The organism is Nocardia aurea, assembly GCF_003123685.1.
GTDB lineage: Bacteria > Actinomycetota > Actinomycetes > Mycobacteriales > Mycobacteriaceae > Nocardia > Nocardia aurea.
Window position 1 is genome coordinate 302,647 of sequence record NZ_QCYJ01000084.1, and the last position, 19,092, is coordinate 321,738.

A 19,092-nucleotide genomic window follows, 5' to 3' on the forward strand; every position below is an offset into this window, starting at 1 on the left:
CACCCGGCCCCGAGATCACCGCCGATAGCCTCCCGGCGTCGGCGGTGATGTCGGGCACTTTCCGGAAACCCGACGTTATTCTCATCGTCATCTGTTGAACGGGACTGGTAGTGTCGCCGTCGTGCAGCGCGCGTATTTCTGGTTTAGCAAGCCGGCCCCGGGTGGGCTGGTCTGCGCCACACTCCTGCGCTGACTTCCCTCACCCCGAGCCGGATACTGACCGGCTCGGCGGGTTGCGCGAAATCCCGTGGGTCGGCCTGATGAAAAGGAACCCACAATGACCACCGCAGTTGACGTCGACCCGCGGCATTCCGATCTGGACGATCAGCGCACCGTGCACGTGAGCCCGTTACGCTCACCGGCCGAGGTGCGTCGGGTCCACCCGATCACCGACGCGCTCGCCGACACCGTACGCGCCGGCCGCAAGGCCACCGTCGACGTACTCAACGGCGACGACGACCGCCTGATGGTGATCGTCGGCCCGTGTTCGGTGCACGATCCCGCCGCCGCCATGGACTACGCCCGGCGCCTGGCCGCCAAGGCCGCCGAACTGGACGACCGGCTGCACGTGGTGATGCGGGTCTACTTCGAGAAGCCGCGCACGACCCTGGGTTGGAAGGGGCTGATCAACGATCCGCACCTGAACGGGTCCTTCGACGTCAACACCGGACTCGGCTTCGGTCGCAAACTGCTGGTCGACATCACCGCGCTCGGGCTGCCCGTCGCGTGTGAATTCCTCGACCCGATCACCCCGCAGTACATCGCGGACATGGTGTCCTACGGCGCGATCGGCGCGCGCACCGCCGCCAGCCAGGTGCACCGTCAGCTGAGCAGCGCGCTGTCCATGCCGGTCGGCATCAAGAACGGCACCGACGGCGACGTGCAGGTCGCGGTGGACGGCGTGCGCGCCGCGGCCGCCAGCCACGTCTTCCCGGGCACCGACCTCGACGGCCGCGCGGCGCTCATCCAGACCAGCGGTAACGAGGACTGCCACGTGATCCTGCGCGGCGGCAGCTCCGGACCGAATTACGACGCCGCCTCGGTGGCCGAGGCCTGCATCCGCCTGGAGAAGGCCTCGCTGCCGCAGCGGATCGTGGTCGACGCCAGCCACGGCAACAGCAACAAGGACCACAACAAGCAGGTCGACGTGGTCACCGATATCGCCGAGCGGATCGAGGGCGGCGAGCGCGGCGTGGTCGGGATGATGTTGGAGAGTTTCCTCGTCGCCGGTCGCCAGGACCTGAAACTCGGGCACGCGGACGAGCTGACCTACGGTCAGTCGATCACCGACGCCTGCCTGGACTGGGACACCACTGCCCGCCAACTCGACCGGCTCGCCGAGGCCGTGGCGCGGCGGCGCGAGAGCTGATCCGCGCGGACGTCTCCGTGGGCCCGGTGCGGGCCCGCGGACGTCGGTTCGCCACGTACCGGGCGAACTTGTCCGGTCCGTGATATACGGCCGCGGTCGGGGGTCGATCACGCGGACCGTACAATCAACTCGATGGTTGCCGCTCTTCTCGCCGAATTGTTCGAATCGCATCGGGCACACTTGCTTTCCGTCGCCTACCGGTTGACGGGCAGCGTCGGCGACGCCGAAGACGCGGTCCAGGAGAGTTTCCTGCGTCTGGGCGGCGTGCACCAGTCCGAGATCGATGATCTGGGAATCTGGCTGACGACCGCCGTGAGCCGCATCTGCGTCGACCATCTGCGCAGCGCCGCCACGCGCCGGGAAAGTTATGTGGGCCAGTGGCTGCCGGAACCGGTGGTGACCGGTGTGCGGCCCTCGGCCGCGCCGGATCCGCTGGCGACGGCGGTGCGCCGTAACGAGTGCCGTCTCGCGAGGATGGTCGCCCTCGATACCCTGACATCGCACCAGCGGGTGGCGTTCGTGCTGCACGACGAGCTGTCGCTCCCGCTCGACGAGGTAGCCGCGATTCTCGACATCTCCGTGGACGCCGCGGAACAGGCGGCGCATCGGGCGCGCACGGTGATCGGCGGGATCGCGCTCCCGGTGCCGGATTCCGAACACGACGCGGCGGTGCGCGTGCTGCTCGCGGCCCTGGCGACCGGTGACGTCGACGCCGTGACCGCGGCGCTGCACCGGGAATCGGTGCTGATCGGTGATGCCAACGGCACCACCTCGACCGCCGCGAATATCGTTGCCGGTGCGGACGATATCGCCCGGATCATGCTGGCCCTGGTGCGCGCCTACGGTATCGGTGATTCGCCCGACGCTGCCACACGCTACGAATTCGCCACGGTGAACGGGCAATTGGGTCTGGTGATGAATCTGGATTCGTCCTCCGACGAACAGAACTGGCATCCCGCCCGGGTCATCGGTTTCACGGTGCGCGACGGATTGATCTGCGGCGCATACGATCACGCGAATCCGGCCAAGCTGACCGGCGTACGGCTCTGACCCTGAGCCGAGCAGCGACATCGTCGGCGCTGCCCGGCGTATCGGTGTCGTTACGGGATGGTGGACCCGGTGAACCAGTCGCCGGTCGATGAACCGGCGCCACCACTTCCGCTGGTGGAGCCGGTGAACCAATCGCCGGTGGACGAGCCGGTGAACCAGCCGCCCGCGATCAGATCATGGGCGATGTGACGAAGGAAACCGAGTACCGATCCGGCGACCTCCGACGCGGCCGGTTGCAGTACGAGGTCCAGATACGAGGCCATAAGCGCCCCTTTCGAGATTCCGCCGAGACTCCGACGGAGTATGTGAGGTAGAACACGGCGAGGCTAGCTGTCTTATAGAAAACCCACAACCACGCAGCTGAATGCCGCAAAATAAATGTGAAACATAGCTGTTCGCTATCTAATGGCAACGTTAACGAACGGTGAGCTAGTCTCCGGTGTATGTCTTCGGAACCCGCCACCGTCGCCCGTTTACGCCCCTTCGCCTCGACGATTTTCGCCGAGATGACCGAACTCGCCGTCCGGCACGCAGCGGTGAATCTGGGACAGGGTTTTCCGGATTCCGACGGCCCGGCGGGCATGCTCGAGGTGGCCAGGCAGGCGATCGCCGACGGGATGAACCAGTACCCGCCCGGCCGCGGAATGCCGGTGTTGCGCAACGCGATCGCCGAGGATCGGGCCCGCCGCTACGGCACCCGATACGATCCGGATACCGAGGTGCTGGTCACCGTCGGCGCGACCGAGGCAATCAGCGCGGCGCTGCTGGGCCTGGTCGAGCCGGGCCGCGAGGTGGTGCTGATCGAACCGTATTACGACTCCTACGCCGCGGCCGTCGCGCTCGCGGGCGCGACGAGACGTACCGCCCGGCTGGTCGCCGACGGCGACGGATTCGTCCTCGACCTGGACAGCCTGCGCGCGGCGATCACCCCCGCCACCAGGATGATCGTGGTCAACTCGCCGCACAATCCCACCGGAACGGTACTCGGCCGCGCGGATCTGCTCGCCATCGCCGAACTCGCCTGCGAGCACGATCTGCTCGTCCTCACCGACGAGGTGTACGAACACCTGGTCTTCGACGGCATCGAGCACATCAGCCTGGCGACCCTGCCGGGGATGGCCGAGCGCACCATTGTCGTGTCCAGTGCGGCCAAGACTTTCAGCGTCACCGGATGGAAGACCGGCTGGGCGTGCGGCCCCGCGAACCTGATCGACGGTGTCCTCGCGGCCAAGCAGTTCATGACCTTCGTCGCGGGCGGCCCGTTCCAGCCCGCGGTCGCCTACGCGCTGACCGAAGAGCTGGACTGGGTGGCGCGTCTGCGAAATACGCTGTCGAACAATCGCCTACGCCTCTCCGCCGCGCTCGCCGATACCGGCTTCGGTGTGAAGTCCAGCGCGGGTGGATATTTCGTGTGCGCAGATATCGGGCCGATGGGCGGTACGGACGGTCTCGAATTCTGCCGGGCGCTGCCCGAACGGCTCGGCGTCGCGGCGGTACCGGTGAGCGTGTTCGCCGACGACAAGCCATCCTGGAGCCGACTGGTCCGCTTCACCTACTGCAAACGCGCGGAAACCCTGGACGAGGGTGTCCGACGTTTGCGGGCTGGTGTCTCGGTCGGCTGAAAACCTTGACACGAGATGTCAGGTATCGCTGACACGATCATCGGTATGACGAAGACTCGGTACTACACGGCCACCAGCCTCGACGGTTATATCGCCGATCAGGACAACTCGCTGACCTGGTTGTTCGAGGTGGAGAACGGCGGCGAGACGGATGCCGATTTCGGTGACTTCTTCAGCCGGATCGGCGCGATGTGCATGGGCGCGACCACCTACGAATGGATCAGGGCGAACGAGTCGGACGAAACCTGGAAAAGCGCCTACGGCGACACCCCCACCTGGGTCTTCACCCACCGCGACCTGCCCGCCGTGCCCGGCGCGAATCTGCGTTTCGTCTCCGGTGACGTCGAGCCGGTGTACCGGGAGATGGTCGCGGCAGCGGGCGACAAGGATATCTGGGTCGCGGGCGGCGGCGGATTGGCTGGTGATTTCGCCGAAGCCGGCCTGCTGGACGAGCTCATCGTCAGCGTCGCGCCGGTGACGTTGGGCGCGGGCGCGCCGCTGCTGCCCCGCCGCATCCTCTCCGACCGCCTGAGGTTGACCAAGATCGGGCAGATGGGTCAATTCGCCCAGCTCACCTATCAATTGGGCTGACAATCACAGCTGATACCGGGCGGTGTGCCGCCGCCCGTGCTCAGACGGGCATCGGCCGGGTCCGGTCGGTCGCGACCAGCACCGCGATCGCGCCGAGCATCGAGCCGGTCACCCACCGCTGCGCGCGCAGCCACAGCGGCCGCCCGGTCAGGAAGGCGGAGATGCCGCCTGCGCCGAGCACGATCAGCGCGTTCACCGTGAGCGCGACCACGATCTGCACCGCGCCGAGGCACAGACTCTGCAACCACACCTGCCCGCGTTCCGGCACCACGAACTGCGGGATGAGCGCCATGTACATGATCGCGATCTTGGGGTTGAGCAGATTCGTCACCAGCCCCATCGTGAACAGCCGCCGGGTCGGGTCGGCGGGCAGCGCGCTCGGGCTGAACGCCGAGACCCCGCCCGGGCGCACGGCCTGCCACGCCAGCCACAGCAGGTACGCGGCCCCGGCCAGTTTCAGTGCCAGATACAACCCGGGCACCACCGCGAACACGGTGGTGATCCCCGCCGTCGCGGCCGCCAGGTAGACGCCGAACCCGGCCGCGACCCCGGTCAGCGAGACCAGTCCGGCCCCGCGTCCCTGCGATACCGTCCGCGACACCAGATACATCATGTTCGGCCCCGGTGTGAGCACCATGCCCAATGCCGCCGCCGCCACCCCGAACACCGCCGCAGTCCCGATCATGACTCGATCCTGCGGTACGCCGCCGCGCGCGTCTCGGTCCAGTCGGGGACCGGTGGACCGCTGTGATCCCGGTCCACCCGGGGCCGCTCCGGAACAAAACGGGCAGGTGGGACGCTGTAGTACCGGAGCCGACGGACCTGTCCTGTCGTCGGCGCGAGCGTGAGCGGCTGCTCGGCCCCTGATTGTCGGTGGCTTCGGGGAGAATGGGTCCGATCGGCGTGATCGGGCGCGGCGCCTGCTCACCCGCCGGGGACGGGGCGTCCGACCGCCAGATACGAGGAGAGCCTGTGACCGACGGTCCGCTGATTGTGCAGAGCGACAAAACGCTGTTGCTGGAGATCGACCACGAGTCGTCGGCCCTGGCCCGCCAGGCCATCGCGCCGTTCGCCGAATTGGAGCGGGCACCCGAACACGTGCACACCTACCGGGTGACGCCGCTGGCGCTGTGGAACGCGCGCGCCGCCGGACACGACGCCGAGCAGGTGGTCGACGCCCTGGTCACCTACTCGCGGTACGCGGTGCCCCAGCCCCTGCTCGTCGACATCGTCGACACCATGGCCCGTTACGGCCGGTTGCAGCTGGTCAAACACCCCGCGCACGGATTGATGCTGGTCAGCCTGGATCGCGCGGTTCTCGAGGAGGTGCTGCGGCACAAGAAGATCGCGCCCATGCTCGGTGCCCGCATCGACGCGGACACCGTGCAGGTGCATCCCTCCGAACGCGGCCGGATCAAGCAGATGCTGCTGAAGATCGGCTGGCCCGCCGAGGACCTGGCCGGCTACGTCGACGGCGAGGCCCATGCCATCGACCTCGATTACGAGGGCGGTCATTGGGAGTTGCGCGACTATCAGCAGATGGCGGCCGACTCGTTCTGGGCCGGTGGGTCCGGCGTGGTCGTGCTGCCCTGTGGCGCGGGTAAGACGATGGTCGGCGCCGCCGCGATGGCGCGGGCGAAGGCGACGACGTTGATCCTGGTCACCAATACCGTGGCCGGTCGCCAGTGGCGACGAGAGCTGCTGGCGCGCACCTCGCTGACCGAGGACGAGATCGGCGAGTACTCCGGCGAGCGCAAGGAGATCCGCCCCGTCACCATCGCGACCTATCAGGTGATCACCCGCCGCACCAAGGGCGAGTACAAACACCTCGAACTGTTCGACAGCCGCGACTGGGGTCTCGTCATCTACGACGAGGTGCATCTGCTGCCCGCGCCGGTCTTCCGGATGACCGCCGATCTGCAATCACGGCGCAGGCTCGGACTCACCGCGACGCTGGTGCGCGAGGACGGCCGCGAGGGCGATGTCTTCTCGCTGATCGGCCCGAAGCGCTACGACGCGCCGTGGAAGGATATCGAGGCCCAGGGCTGGATCGCCCCGGCCGATTGCGTCGAGGTCAGGGTGACGCTCACCGATGCCGAGCGGATGTCCTACGCGACCGCCGAGCCGGAGGAACGCTACAAACTGTGTTCGACGGCGCGCACGAAACTGCCCGTGGTCCGGTCCATCCTGGACAAGCATCCCGGCGCGCCGACGCTCGTCATCGGCGCCTATCTCGATCAGCTCGACGAATTGGGCGTCGCCCTGAACGCGCCGGTGATCCAGGGGTCGACGAAAACCAAAGAGCGCGAAGAGCTCTTCGAGGCTTTCCGGCGCGGCGAAATCCAGGTCCTGGTAGTCAGCAAGGTGGCGAACTTCTCCATCGACCTGCCCGAAGCCTCTGTGGCGGTGCAGGTTTCGGGTACGTTCGGTTCGCGTCAGGAAGAGGCGCAGCGGCTCGGCAGATTGTTGCGGCCGAAACAAGACGGTGGTCAAGCCCACTTCTATTCGGTGGTCGCACGTGACACGCTTGACGCCGAGTACGCCGCGCATCGGCAGCGTTTCCTGGCGGAGCAGGGCTACGCCTATCGGATCACCGATGCCGACGACTTGCTCGGACCGGCCATCGGATAAGCGGAGGCGATTCCTCCGAAACGTGTGCTAGGAAGAGGACGTGCGACGCTTCGAATTCCCGGTGGACCGCAGCCACGCCCATGCGGTGAACGAAGTCTTCGCCGACCTGCGCCGGTTACGCGTGATGGCGATCGCCGCGGCGGTGCTGGCTGCCGCCGTCACCGGCTACCTGATCTGGTTGAACCACCCGTGGTCCTATCTGCTCGCCGTGGCGTTCGCGCTCGGGGCCGTCGTGGCGCTGTGGGTCGCGCTGTGGGCGCCGCACCGGTCGAGTATCGACAAGCTCTACGCCGACGGTGAACTGGTGCCCGCCGTGGTGTCGGAAACCCATCCGTCCGGGGTGCTGCTGCTGGCCCTGGTCGACATCTCGACACCGGAGACATCCGATCACCGCTACGCGCTGGTCACCAGGAAGGTGCGCGCGCTGCCCGGCCACGACCGGCGCGCGGGCGAGCGGGTGCCGTCGGTCGCGATCCGCACCGACCGCGCCCCGCGCCAGGTCGGCGAACGCTGGCAGAGCGTGAGCGCCATGCCGATCGCCTGGGGGACAAGGGATGTGGCGGTCATCGACCGCGCCCGCGCCGCCATCAGCGAGGCCGAGTGGCGGCTGCTCACCGACAATCTCGACCTGGCGGCCAAGGTCCGCGACACTTCGGCCAAACGGCTGCTGCTCGATCCCCAGCAGCTGCCGGGCGATCTCGGCGCCTGAATTCGCCTGCGCGGGGCGGGCACTCGCGCGGCCGAACCGGTAAACGCCTTGCGGGCCCGCCTAGACTCGGGGGATGGTTCCAGCTTCCAACCTGCTGGCATTCGTCGCGGCAGCGTTCGTCATCATCGTCGTACCCGGTCCCGGTGTGCTCTTCACCATCGGCCGCGCGCTCACCCTCGGGCGTCGGGCCGCCCTGCTTTCGGTGCTCGGGCACGCGGTCGGGGTCTATCTCGCACTCGTGCTCGTCGCGCTCGGTCTCGGCACCCTGCTCATGGCGTCCTCGTTCGCGCTGACCGCGGTGAAATTCGCCGGTGCGCTGTATCTGATGTACCTCGGGGTCCAGGCCGTCAGGGACCGCCGATCGCTGCGCGACGCGCTCGGCGCGCGGGTCGAACCCACCCCCGACAGCAGAGTGCTGCGCCAGAGCCTGATCGTCGGGGTGACCAACCCGAAGGCGATCGTGTTCTTCGCCGCCATCCTCCCGCATTTCGTCGAGACCTCGGCAGGTCCGCTGCCGTGGCAGTTCCTCGTTCTCGGCACCGTCTTCATGGCGATCGCGCTGGTCTGCGACAGCATGTGGGCCCTGCTCGCCGCGTCGGCGCGCGACTGGTTCGCGCGCTCGCCGCGTAGGTTGGAAGCGGTCGGGGCCACCGGTGGCGTGATCATCGTCGGGCTCGGCGCGTCGGTGGCGCTCAGCGGTAGCGCCGACTGAAACGGTTACCATCCAGCGGTGTCGAGTCAGGGGTGGTACTCGAGAGGAGTGGGTGGTCGAGTGAGGTTGTCCGGCCTCGGCGCCGCGGCGTTGGTCGCGGTGCTGATCGGCGCGCAACCCGCTCTCGCGCACGCCGATCCCTTCGTCGGATCGCCAGGTCTCGGCGACCCCTACTATCCGGAGGACGGCAACGGCGGCTACGACGTCACCCACTACGAGGTGACCATCGACTACGACCCGCCGTCGCACGAACTCGTCGGCCGAACCCGCGTCGACGCGACGGCCACCCAGCCGCTGCGCGCGTTCAACCTCGATTTCGACGGTCCAGAGGTCCGCGCGGTGTCGGTGAACGATCTGCCCGCCACCTTCGACCGCAACGGCGAGCACGAACTGACCGTCACCCCGCTGATTCCGGTGCTGCCCGGCCTGCCCTTCACCGTGCGGGTCGACTACGCGGGCCAGGCCGCCGACCACGAGGGGGAGGGCTGGACCTACGCGCCCAGCGGCGGCGCGTTCGTCGCGGGCGAACCGCATTCGGCCACTACCTGGTACCCGCTCAACGACACACCGTTGGACAAGGCGACCTTCACCCTGCACGCCACGGTTCCCGCCGAATGGGAAGTGGTCTCCAACGGGGTTCGCACCAAGAACATCGTGCGCGGCGACAAGCGGACCGTCAGCTGGGAGTCGCGCAAGCCGGGGCTGGGCTATCTGACCACCGTCGCCATCGATCGCTTCGGCTACCTGGAACAGCGTCGCGCCGACGGGACACCCCTGTTGAGCGCCTTCGCCCCGGAGGCGGAGGGCAACAGGGAGACCGAGCAGCGGCTTCCCGAGATCCTGGATTTCGCGGAGGCGCTCTACGGTCCCTACCCGTTCGAGGCCGCGGGCGGTATCTACGTCGACGCCGAGATCGCCTTCTCGCTGGAAACCCAGACCAGGCCGATCTACGCGCCGTGGACCGATCTGAACACCGTCGTCCACGAGATCGCCCATCAGTGGTGGGGCGATTCGGTCTCGGTGCGCCGGTGGTCCGATATCTGCCTGAACGAATGTTTCGCCAGCTATACCGCCGACTATCTGTGGCCAGAACGCATGGAGGGCGAGGACGTCGACGCCCGATATCGGGCAACGATCGCCCGGCAGTTGGACGACCCGGAATTCTGGGATATCCCGTTGGCGGATCCGGGCGCGGGCCGGGAATTCACCTCCGTGTACTACCGGGGCCCGCTGTTCCTGCACGCGTTGCGCAAACAGCTCGGCGACGACGTGTTCTTCGGCGCGGTACGCGAATTCATCGCCACGCACGCCTACGGGAACGCCTCGATGCCGGATTTCCGCACGTTCGTGCAATCCAGATCACCGGTCGATCTGACCGGATTTCTGCACGCCTGGCTCGACGAGACCACCCCGCCGACGCACGAATACCTCTTCCCCGGGACACTGCGCGTCTAATCACCGTCGACCTGTTCGCGGGCTCGGCCGACGCGTCGCTCGGCCCGGTCGGCATGGCGTTCGGCGGCTCGAAATCGTTCCCGCGCCTCACGTTCGGCCGTCCGGGCGAATTGCTGCTGCTGTTCGGCATGGGCGAGTTCGGCGCGCGCCCGCTCCAGTCGCTCCTGTGCGACGGTGAGTCGCTCCGCCGCCGACTCGGCCTCCTCGCGGGCGGAATCGGTTGCGCCGCGCGCTGTTTCGAGTTCGGCGAGAGCCCGATCCAGTTCCTCGCGCGCCGGGTCGGTGGCTTTCTTCGCGCGCTTCTTCGGTTTCTCGGCCGGCGCCGCGTCCGGTACGGCCGCGAGTACGGGGCCGAGCGGCCCGAACCCCTCGTAATCCGCCGCGGTCGCGAGCGTGCCCGCGCTGATCCGGCTCGCGACATCGTCGTCGGCGAGTGCCGCGGTGAGCGTCCGGCCGACGTCACGTAATACGGCCTCGCCCACCGGGCGGCCGTGCTCGGCCGCGAGTGCTCGTGCCCGCTCGGCCAAGGCGTTGACGATCTGCTGACGTTGCGCGCCGAGAGCGCGCAGCCGCTCGCCGGACAGTTCCCGCTGGGCCTTGCGTAGCGCGGCGCCGAGTCCGAGCAAAGCGTCTACTCCCTCGGGCGCCGACCGGGCGAGCAGATTGACCGTCCACGCGCTGATCGTGGGTTTACGCAGGCGGCCGATGGCCTCGGCGAGATCCCCGTCGCCCGCCGTCTTCGCCGCCGCGACCAGCTCGGTGCGGGCCGCGACGAAATCGGTGGGGTCGAGCCCGTACAGGTCGCGGGCGGCGTCCTCGATGGTCATACTGTCCGAGCGTAACGATGGGCCCACGCGAAGCGACAGACTGCACAAGTTGGGCAAACGTCCACGTCGGTGGGCGATTATGGAAGGTATTGCGAGTGAATAATTCTGGTGGACTGTTCCTGCTGTTCAGTCTGGTGCCCAGGCTGCTCGGCTACTCCGCACTCGGCGCCTACGGTCTCACTCTGTTCTGAGACCGGGAGCGGATGCGGCCACCAGGATCGTGCGGGTATCCTCACCGCGATCACGTGCTACGTGAACATTCCCGGTGAGAGAGGTTTCCACGTGAAATTCCCAGGTGTGAGGCTGGCGGCGCGCGTCGCGCCGGGCCTCCTCGCGGTGGCCGCACTCGCGGCGGCGGTAACCGGCTGTTCGGCCGTCGACAACGCGACGAAGTCCGATGTGGCCAAGACCCAGGTCGGCGACTGTATCAACATCACGAACAATTCGCCGACGGCGACCGAGGGCGAGAAGATCGACTGCTCGTCGCCGAAGGCCGTCTACAAGGTCTTCCAGACCTTCGACGCCAAGACCGAGTGCCCGTCGAACGAATACACCAGCTACACCGAGGATTTGGTCAGCGGTGGTACCACGTTCATGTGCCTCGCCCCGAATTTCGCGCAGGACGCCTGCTACAACGACGTGAGCACCTCGCCCTACAAGTGGGCCGACTGCGCGTCTCCCGAAGCGACCTTCAAGGTCCTCCAGCGTATCGACGGGGAAACCGACGAACTGCTCTGCGACAACGCGGACCAATTCCTCACCGTGCCCGATCCGAAAACCCTGTTCTGCGTGGCCGCGCCGTAGGACGACCGATCGGCCCGCTCATTCGAGCATGGCCACCGAGGCGATCCGGTGCAGGGTGAAGTGCCGGACCGTACCGGTCACCGGGTCCAGCGCGTCGAGCTGCCCGTTACCCACCTTCAACGGTTCGACCACGCGCTGGGTCGCGACGCCCTGGGCGTCGACGTATCCGATATTCACCGACCGCCGCACCCTGGCCGCCAATTGCAGCAGTGCCAGGGTCGCGGCGGTACTCGTCCTGGTGCCGTCCGTGCGCACCGCCTGCCCGGACCGCGCGCCCGCCGCGCGATCACCCGCGCGCAATTCGGCGACGAGCAATTCCAGCTGTTCGGTACTCGGCGCGGACGGCCGATAGGGCCTGCGCGCCTGCGGGCGCACCGAGACCCGGGTGCCGCGCGGACGCAGATCCACGATGACACCGGCCGAATCCTCGCCCGCGGGCGCGAAACCCGCCGCGCGCAACTGTTCGAGCACCTCGCCGAGTGGGGCCTGGGCGATGGCGACCGTCGGCGCGATGGCCCGCAATGCCAGCTCGACCGCGATGGGGGCGGCGAGCACCTGCGCGAGTAGCGCGGGATCGTCGCTGCGCACGAAGGACTGCGCCATCCCGACCCGGAGACGGCCGTGCCTGCGTGCCACGTCATCGATCAGGTAGGTCAGCGACTGCGGTACCGGCGTGCGCGAATACGTGCCGAACAGCACGTGCAGTTCGGCGGCGGTCATGCCCGCGTCGAGCGCGCGCCGCACCGAGGTCTCGCCGATCCGGTAGACGGTCGCCGCGCCCGCCGATTCGACATCGGCCACCAGCGCGATCCGCGCTCCGAGTTCGGGAACGAGCGGGCCGGGAGCGATCACCGTCAGATCCGCCTGGACGAGAACGTGATCCACCGGCTCCGGCAGTGCCGAGGCCATGGCGGTCTCGGCATCGGCGGCGTTGGTCGCCGCGCCGTGCAGCAGCGACCGCGCGGGCGAGGCCAGCGCCCCGCGCCCGACGAATCCCAGTTCCGCGGCCTCGCGCAACGTGTGACCGACCGCTTCCTGGCGAAAATGCCTGCGTCTGCGCGGCGCTCGCCAGGCGAGCACCCGGCCGATATCGGCCGGTTCGAGCGATGTGCCGGACGGATACTCGGCGAGCAGGCCCAAGATGTCGCGACGATCGCGCGGCGCGTGCGGATTACGCAATTCGATCGACAGCGCGGCCAGCGGTTTGTCGTTGGCGTCGCGCATGCCGATCATCCATGGCATCCGGTCCATCGCCAGCCAGGCCAGCGCCAGCGTCACCCAGCGGCGGGCCGGGGTGGCCTCCAGCCAGCTGTCGGCGGCCGGGGTCGGCGCCCAGAAATCGTCGGTGGTGTCGATCTCGGGTGTCGGCTCGGGTAGACCCTTCTCGATCAGATCGGCGGCGGCGAGCAGTTCGACGAGCAGACCCGCGCGGTTCTCCTCCACGCCGACCTGTTTGGCGATGCGCCGCAACTCCCGCACACCGAGCCCGCCCGCCCGCAGCGCGGGAGCGGGCAGTTGACCCAGCGATTCGATGATGCCCGCGCAATGGCGCAGCAACTCGCCCACTTCGCCCGCCGCGACGGCATTCACCTCCGCGGGGGTGTATTTGCCCGGCTCGGGTTTGGGCGGCACCAGATTGTGCGGATGGGTCACCGGCTCGCGGCGCAGCACCTGGCCGACCGTGACGGGCAGTTCCACCGTCTCGTCGTCGATCCAGTGCAGGAGTCTGCGCGTCAGCAGTTGCTGGATGGGGCGGTCCGCGGGCGTACCGGGCGCGGCGTCCCTGGTTCGTCCGCGCGGGCCGGTTGTCGCCAGTTTGTCCAGCAGTGCCCGTTCCGGCGCGGCGAGTTCGGCCAGTGCCGCGACGATCTCGGGTTCGGTCAGGGCGTCGGGAAGTTCGGTGGTGCTGCCGAGCGGCCACGGCACGGCCTCCGCCGCGGCGGGCACGAGGTGCAGATCGTCGCCGTCGAGCCAGACCAGGGCGCGCGCGGTCAGCCGTTCCAGGGCCGCGTCCAGCGCCGTTTTGGTCACCCGGCCCGAGAGCGCGGCCCGCAGGGCCTTGCGGGTCAGCGGTGTGGCGTCGCCGACGGGACGGCTCGTACCGTGGACGGTGAGCATTTCCACCACGGCGAATTCGAGTGTGTCGAGATCCTCGCTCGCCCGCAGCACCGAGGCGCGCTGTTCGGCGCGTGCGCCGAGCACCGTCATCGAAGAGGGAAGCGGCACAGCCAGATCGGGACGCAATTGCAGCAGGGCGACCAGTTGGGCGTCGGTACGCGCGCTCAACCACCCGGCCAGCGAGTCGGTAGCGGGCCGCGCGGGCTTACGCCGCGCTGCCGTCACTTCCTCGCGCCCGGTGTCACTGTCCTGCGGCGCGATGCCCTGCGTCGTACCGGGCGTGCCCGACGAGTTACCCATGTGCTCCCGAGATCGGTCGTCGTATCACCATTCGATTTCGAGACTAATGGAACCGGTCCGTCGATCGGGGTGCCGGGAGGAAGTCACTCGGGTCGACGCGCATGTCAGAATGGTGCCGTGGTGAACAAATCGAAGAAACCGTATGTCGACAACGGGTGGCCTCAACTGCCCGACGGTGATCACGCCGTCACCGAACTCTCGTCGACTCGCTCCGGGAATCTCTCGCCCTACGGCGAGGACACCGAATTTCCGCTTCCGGCCGATCAGCTGCCCTACGTGCACCCGCACACGGTGATCAACCGCTGATCTCCGGGACGGAAGGTTCCGCAGATACGAATAAGGCCCCCGCATCCTGAGGATGCGGGGGCCTTATTCGTAGGCGGTCTACTGCGGGAGGAAGCTCTTGTTGGCCTGGAAGAAGTCGACGACGTGCGGGTCCAGCTGGGTGCCCTTGCTGGCCTGGAGGAAGTCGAGGGCCTGCTGCGGGATGACCACGCCCTGCTGCTGCACCACGGCGATCGCGCGATCGACAGCCTGGAAGACTTCCTGGTTGGCGTCGGCGGCCTGCACCTGCGGCGCGGACGGCGTGGGGTTCCAGCGCGGGGATTCCGAGGAGGGGGCCGAGCGCGGGGTGGGGCTGCTGCTCAGACCGAGGGAGGAGGAGCAGGAGGGCCAAGCGCCCCAGCCCTGAGAGGCCAGAACCTTCTCGGCGACGACAATCTGCTCTTCACGGCTCGCCTGGTTGGCGCTCGCCGCGTACTCCTGGCCACCGTGCGAGTTCCAGGTGCTCGGCGAGAACTGCAGGCCGCCCTGGAAACCGTTGCCGGTGTTGATGCCCCAGTTGCCGCCCGCTTCACACTGTGCGAGGCGATCCCAGTCGGAGTCGGGAGCCGCGCTGGCGTTTCCAGCGAGGGCCACACCTGCGGTGCCGATGATGGCGCCGGTGACGGCGACCTTGGCCACGGTGCGACCGGTGGAACTCGGCTTGCGATGGCGTCCACTCATATCGGGTGTCTTCCTCTCGTCCGCACCTGCGAGAGCCTCGCTCGGGTTCGGACTGAGAGGTCGTCCGTCCCGCCCCCACCCCTGATTTCCGTCGGGGTCCGGTACCCGCGGGGTGAGGTTCGATGCGGCGGGCCGGTGGTGCCGGGGCTTGCCCGGCTGAGATAGACGGTACGACGATCGCCGCGAAAAATCACTATTTGGTAACCGGCGTGTACGAACAGGTCTCGACACGGTATCGATGCGTGACAGGACGCTTCCGCGCAGCTAGAAGGGGTCCGAATCACGCCGCTGACCGCTCGACGCGGCCCGTGACCCGTCTGTTATGTGACGAGGATCACATAATCGATTCGGAGCGTGGCGGCTCGGGTACCCCCGCCCTGCCGTCGCGGGTCACCGAGAACGGCGGCCCGACCACAGCGCGAAGAACACACCCAGGATGAAACCGATCGGCGCCAGCATCGCGGTGAGATACAGCCACAGCGCCGGATCGGAATCGCTCAGGATCGGCGTCAGGAAAATCGCCACGATCGCCAGCAGTCCGATCCCGAACAACCCGAGCGCCACATGAAGGAACCGGTCGCCGGAGCGACGGGGCCGAGGAGGCTGAGGAGGCGGTGTCGGCGCGGAAGGGTTCGTCACCCCACGACCGTAAAACTGATGTGCTTCGGCAATAGTCACCGGGGTAGACTCGAATCAGTCGCGTCCCACACGTTTGTGGGGCGCTTTCTTTACGCAAGCTGACAGGACTTTCGCGGCGACAACGCCCGCGAACAGTTCCGCGCAGACGGATGTGCTCGGGCCCACGCGGCCCGGGTTTCGATGACGAACGGGTGAGCACAGTGCCGACCGGCAGGGTTAAGTGGTACGACGTCGAAAAGGGCTTCGGCTTCCTTTCCCAAGATGAGGGGGAGGACGTCTATGTCCGTTCGTCCGCGCTGCCCGAAGGCATCGAAGGTCTCAAACCGGGACAGCGCGTCGAATTCGGCATGGCCGCGGGCCGTCGCGGACCCCAGGCGCTCAGCCTGAAACTGCTCGAAGCGCCGCCCTCGGTGCGCGCCGGGCAGGAACGCGACCGCGGCGTCCGCAAGGAATCCACCCAGCCGCGCAAGAGCCCCGACGAACTGCACGGCCTGGTCGAGGACATGATCACGCTGCTGGAAACCAAGGTCCAGCCGGACCTGCGCCGCGGCAAGTACCCGGATCGCAAGATGACCCAACGCATCTCGGAAGTTGTCCGCGCGGTGGCCCGCGAACTGGACAGTTGATCGTCCAGGTATCGCGGGTCAGACCGTGCTGATCGACCAGGCGGCGTGGGGAACGTAGAACTCGCGGCCCGTTTCGTCTCTCGCGAGGATCGGGAGTTGCAGTTCCACGCCTATCAGGCGCAGGTCGGGGGCGGGGCGGGAATCTATGGTGATCGCCAGGGCGCCTTCGGGGTAGTCGTGGCGACTGACCACCTGGTCGAGTTTCTCGCCGGTGGGAGTCACGTAGACGAGTTGGGCGAGCCAGGGCGCCTCGGCGACCTTCTTGGGCAGTGACAGTTGCAGGGGGTAGCCGGGCGGGACTTCCAGATCGACGGTGCTGCCCTGCCTGCACTGCGCCGCGTCGGGGGCGCAGGGGAGGCCCGCGAAGACGGTGCCGTCGGCGTCGGAGGGGCTGCGGGGCAGAACCTGGCAGTCCCGCATGGTGACGGCGCAGTAGGCGAACGGGGTCACCTCGACGGTGCGGCCCTTCGCGTAGGCGGTGAGCTCGGGGGTGTGCTCGGGCGCGTCGCGGACGGTGACCACCAGCACGGCCACGGTGGTGGCCACGACGACGAGCAGTGCCGCCGCGACCAGCGCGAGAACTGTGCGGGTATTCGGCTTCGTCACGACCTCGCCTCGCTTGCCGCGGCGCACGTCGTCGGCTCGCTGCGCTCACTCACAGATGGGCTCTCCCGTTCCTCGTTGGATCCGTGTGGTTGTCGACCGTTCGGCCTGCGGTTCGGTGGCCTCGTGACGGTCGGTCGGCACTTCCTGCTCCGCGTGCAACGGACGGTGTCCGCCGAGGCCGGGCAGCAGGGAATGACCGCGGTAGCTCACGAAGGTCTGAATGAGGCCGAGGGCCAGTATTCCGGTGACCACCGCGAAACCCTTCCAGTACTCGGTCGGCAGCAGCACACCGGCCGCTCCGCCGACCACCCAGCTGAGCTGGAGCACGGTTTCGGAGCGACCGAAACCGGAGGCGATCGACTCCGGCGGCAGGTCGTCCTGGATCGACGCGTCGAGCGAGACCTTCGCCAGCGCGCTCGCGCCCGCGGCCACCAGCGTCGCCACCGCGGCGCCGAGCAGGTTGTCGGTGAACACCGCGAACAGCGACACCGCGGTGCACGCCGCGGTGCAGCCGAGGACGATCAACTGCGGGCGGCCGAGTTTGAGCCGCGCTCCGGTCGCGTTACCCGTGAAATTGCCGACGGCCGCCGCCACACCGACGACGCCGAGCATGGTCGCCTGGTGCCAGCCGCCGTCGCCGGTGGCCTTCGCGACGAAGGCGACGTAGAACATGAGGAATCCGGTCAGCACGCGGATGGCGCTGTTACCCCAGAGTCCGGTGACGACGGCGCGGCCGAGCGGCTGTCGGCGTTTGCGCGGCGGCACGGCGGACGGGTCGCCCGCGGCGAGCACCTCGGTCGTCGAATCGTCGCCGCGATAGCTCAGGGTCGTCGGCACCTCACCCTCGGTGACCTCGACCCAGCTGGGGATGCGCAGACTCAGGTAGACGCCGGTGCCGGCGATGATCGCGGCGAGCACGAGCGCTCCGGTCGACCCGGCGATCGAGGCGGCGAGCGCCGCCAGCGCGCCCGCGCCGATGGTGCCGCCGACCAGGCCGAACACGGTCAGCCGGGAATTGGTGCGCACCAGATCGATATCGGGTGGCAGCACTCTCGGCGTCACCGCGCTCTTGAGGACGGCGAACGATTTACTGCCGACCATCATGCACAGCGCGAGCGGATACAGCGCCCACGAATCGATCTGGAAGATCAGCACCACCGCGACCACCACGCGCACCGCGTAGGAACTCGCCAGAGCCAACCTTCGGCCGCGTTGAAGCCGATCGAGCAGCGGCCCGATCACCGGCGCGATCAACGCGAACGGCGCGATGGTGATCAGCAGATACAGCGCGACCTTCGATTTGCTCTCGGCGGTCGCGCTGGCGAAGAACAGCGTATTGGCCAGCGCGACGGCGATCGCGGCGTCGAGGGCGAAATTGGCCATCGTCGCGTAGGTGAGGGCGGTCAGGCCGGATTTGTCGGCGCCGTCGGCCTTGGCGGCGCGCTGGAAGGTCGCGAAACCCTTCTCGGTGAGTTCCCGGCCGCGCATCGCGGCGACCCTGGTGACCGTCAGCTTGCGCGGCATCCGTTGCGGGTCGGGCACGCCCTCCTCGGCCGGGGGGTCCAGCGGCCGCGTCGTAGCGGGGCGGGGACGCTCCGACCCGCGCGCGGGCTCCGGCTTGCCCGGGAAGACGTTGCGTGGTGCGGCGGCGTCCTCCCGCCCGGCCGCGGGGAGACGACGGGTCTCCACGCGTGGATCGGGCGCGCGCCGCGGCTCGCCCGCCGGTGGCGGCCTGCGGCGTGTGTTGCGTTCGGGGTCGAGCGGTGGCAGTGGCGGTAGCGGTCTGCGGTTCGCGGCGGCGTTGGGTGGCGGATACCGGTCGAAACCGGGGTGCCGTTCGATCGGGGGCTCCTCGCCGTCCCACGGACCACGGGCGGGACCGGAGGGTTCGCGGGGAGTAGTCACACCGTCAATTCTGGACCATCGGCCCGCGGCGGTCTTCAGGCCGTTGGCGTGAGTGTCGCGAAAGTCGCGTCCGGTGTGAGCGGCGCGTCCGATGACCCGCGACACATTCGGCGGCTGCGGCGT

19 protein-coding genes are annotated in these 19,092 nt (G+C 68.2%); 11 read left to right on the forward strand and 8 right to left on the reverse strand.

Annotated elements, in window-relative coordinates; translation table 11 throughout:
- Positions 1-277: 277 nt before the first annotated feature.
- Positions 278-1,369, forward strand: a complete 1,092-nt coding sequence (locus DAT37_RS14650) for a 3-deoxy-7-phosphoheptulonate synthase (RefSeq protein WP_109525263.1) — start codon at positions 278-280, stop codon at positions 1,367-1,369.
- 132 nt (positions 1,370-1,501) lie between these two features.
- Positions 1,502-2,419, forward strand: coding sequence for an RNA polymerase sigma factor SigJ (gene sigJ / locus DAT37_RS14655; RefSeq protein ID WP_109525264.1), 918 nt, complete (start codon positions 1,502-1,504; stop codon positions 2,417-2,419).
- Between the two features lie 50 nt (positions 2,420-2,469).
- On the opposite strand, the gene DAT37_RS14660 is transcribed toward sigJ, so the two are convergent.
- On the reverse strand, positions 2,470-2,682 hold the full coding sequence (locus DAT37_RS14660; RefSeq protein WP_109525265.1) for a hypothetical protein: 213 nt from the start codon (positions 2,680-2,682) through the stop codon (positions 2,470-2,472).
- 180 nt (positions 2,683-2,862) lie between these two features.
- Here DAT37_RS14660 and DAT37_RS14665 point away from each other — a divergent pair, with 180 nt between their 5' ends.
- A complete protein-coding gene (locus DAT37_RS14665) occupies positions 2,863-4,041 on the forward strand; it encodes a pyridoxal phosphate-dependent aminotransferase (protein ID WP_109525266.1) in 1,179 nt (392 codons plus the stop codon).
- A 45-nt stretch (positions 4,042-4,086) separates the two neighbouring features.
- Positions 4,087-4,632 (forward strand): dihydrofolate reductase family protein, encoded by a 546-nt coding sequence (locus tag DAT37_RS14670; protein ID WP_109525628.1) that lies wholly within the window; start codon positions 4,087-4,089, stop codon positions 4,630-4,632.
- Between the two features lie 40 nt (positions 4,633-4,672).
- Here the strand turns inward: DAT37_RS14670 and DAT37_RS14675 are convergent, their stop codons facing one another.
- Entirely contained in the window at positions 4,673-5,317 is a 645-nt protein-coding gene (locus DAT37_RS14675; RefSeq protein ID WP_109525267.1) for a LysE family translocator, read from the reverse strand.
- Positions 5,318-5,604: 287 nt separating this feature from the next.
- Between DAT37_RS14675 and DAT37_RS14680 the strand changes: the two genes are divergently transcribed.
- The 4 genes from DAT37_RS14680 to DAT37_RS14695 all read left to right on the forward strand — a co-directional run bounded on the left by DAT37_RS14680 (position 5,605) and on the right by DAT37_RS14695 (position 10,139).
- Positions 5,605-7,263, forward strand: a complete 1,659-nt coding sequence (locus DAT37_RS14680; RefSeq protein WP_109525268.1) for a DNA repair helicase XPB — start codon at positions 5,605-5,607, stop codon at positions 7,261-7,263.
- Positions 7,264-7,303: 40 nt separating this feature from the next.
- A complete protein-coding gene (locus tag DAT37_RS14685) occupies positions 7,304-7,972 on the forward strand; it encodes a DUF3239 domain-containing protein (protein ID WP_109525269.1) in 669 nt (222 codons plus the stop codon).
- 73 nt (positions 7,973-8,045) lie between these two features.
- The gene (locus tag DAT37_RS14690; RefSeq protein WP_109525270.1) at positions 8,046-8,684 is read left to right on the forward strand and encodes a LysE family translocator; all 639 of its coding nucleotides are present in this window, start codon (positions 8,046-8,048) and stop codon (positions 8,682-8,684) included.
- A gap of 60 nt (positions 8,685-8,744) precedes the next feature.
- Positions 8,745-10,139 (forward strand): M1 family metallopeptidase, encoded by a 1,395-nt coding sequence (locus DAT37_RS14695; protein WP_109525271.1) that lies wholly within the window; start codon positions 8,745-8,747, stop codon positions 10,137-10,139.
- On the opposite strand, the gene DAT37_RS14700 is transcribed toward DAT37_RS14695, so the two are convergent.
- Positions 10,136-10,966: a hypothetical protein gene (locus DAT37_RS14700; RefSeq protein ID WP_109525272.1), complete on the reverse strand. Its 831-nt coding sequence runs from the start codon at positions 10,964-10,966 to the stop codon at positions 10,136-10,138. The two genes, DAT37_RS14695 and DAT37_RS14700, sit on opposite strands and share 4 nt — an antisense overlap.
- A gap of 282 nt (positions 10,967-11,248) precedes the next feature.
- Between DAT37_RS14700 and DAT37_RS14705 the strand changes: the two genes are divergently transcribed.
- Positions 11,249-11,770 (forward strand): LppU/SCO3897 family protein, encoded by a 522-nt coding sequence (locus DAT37_RS14705; protein WP_232839748.1) that lies wholly within the window; start codon positions 11,249-11,251, stop codon positions 11,768-11,770.
- An 18-nt stretch (positions 11,771-11,788) separates the two neighbouring features.
- On the opposite strand, the gene DAT37_RS14710 is transcribed toward DAT37_RS14705, so the two are convergent.
- Positions 11,789-14,188 carry a helicase-associated domain-containing protein gene (locus tag DAT37_RS14710; protein ID WP_109525274.1) on the reverse strand — a complete coding sequence of 800 codons (2,400 nt, stop codon included), beginning with the start codon at positions 14,186-14,188 and terminating at the stop codon, positions 11,789-11,791.
- A 117-nt stretch (positions 14,189-14,305) separates the two neighbouring features.
- Here DAT37_RS14710 and DAT37_RS14715 point away from each other — a divergent pair, with 117 nt between their 5' ends.
- Positions 14,306-14,494 (forward strand): hypothetical protein, encoded by a 189-nt coding sequence (locus DAT37_RS14715; protein WP_109525275.1) that lies wholly within the window; start codon positions 14,306-14,308, stop codon positions 14,492-14,494.
- Positions 14,495-14,572: 78 nt separating this feature from the next.
- On the opposite strand, the gene DAT37_RS14720 is transcribed toward DAT37_RS14715, so the two are convergent.
- Both DAT37_RS14720 and DAT37_RS14725 read right to left on the reverse strand, forming a co-directional pair.
- A complete protein-coding gene (locus DAT37_RS14720; protein WP_109525276.1) occupies positions 14,573-15,193 on the reverse strand; it encodes a transglycosylase family protein in 621 nt (206 codons plus the stop codon).
- 390 nt (positions 15,194-15,583) lie between these two features.
- Positions 15,584-15,832 carry a hypothetical protein gene (locus tag DAT37_RS14725; RefSeq protein WP_109525277.1) on the reverse strand — a complete coding sequence of 83 codons (249 nt, stop codon included), beginning with the start codon at positions 15,830-15,832 and terminating at the stop codon, positions 15,584-15,586.
- Positions 15,833-16,032: 200 nt separating this feature from the next.
- Between DAT37_RS14725 and DAT37_RS14730 the strand changes: the two genes are divergently transcribed.
- The gene (locus tag DAT37_RS14730) at positions 16,033-16,458 is read left to right on the forward strand and encodes a cold-shock protein (protein WP_198654293.1); all 426 of its coding nucleotides are present in this window, start codon (positions 16,033-16,035) and stop codon (positions 16,456-16,458) included.
- Between the two features lie 18 nt (positions 16,459-16,476).
- Here the strand turns inward: DAT37_RS14730 and DAT37_RS14735 are convergent, their stop codons facing one another.
- Together DAT37_RS14735 and DAT37_RS14740 are read right to left on the reverse strand one after the other, a co-directional pair.
- Positions 16,477-17,064, reverse strand: a complete 588-nt coding sequence (locus DAT37_RS14735) for a DUF2771 domain-containing protein (protein WP_109525629.1) — start codon at positions 17,062-17,064, stop codon at positions 16,477-16,479.
- A gap of 45 nt (positions 17,065-17,109) precedes the next feature.
- A complete protein-coding gene (locus DAT37_RS14740) occupies positions 17,110-18,969 on the reverse strand; it encodes an MFS transporter (RefSeq protein WP_109525630.1) in 1,860 nt (619 codons plus the stop codon).
- Positions 18,970-19,092 lie beyond the last annotated feature (123 nt).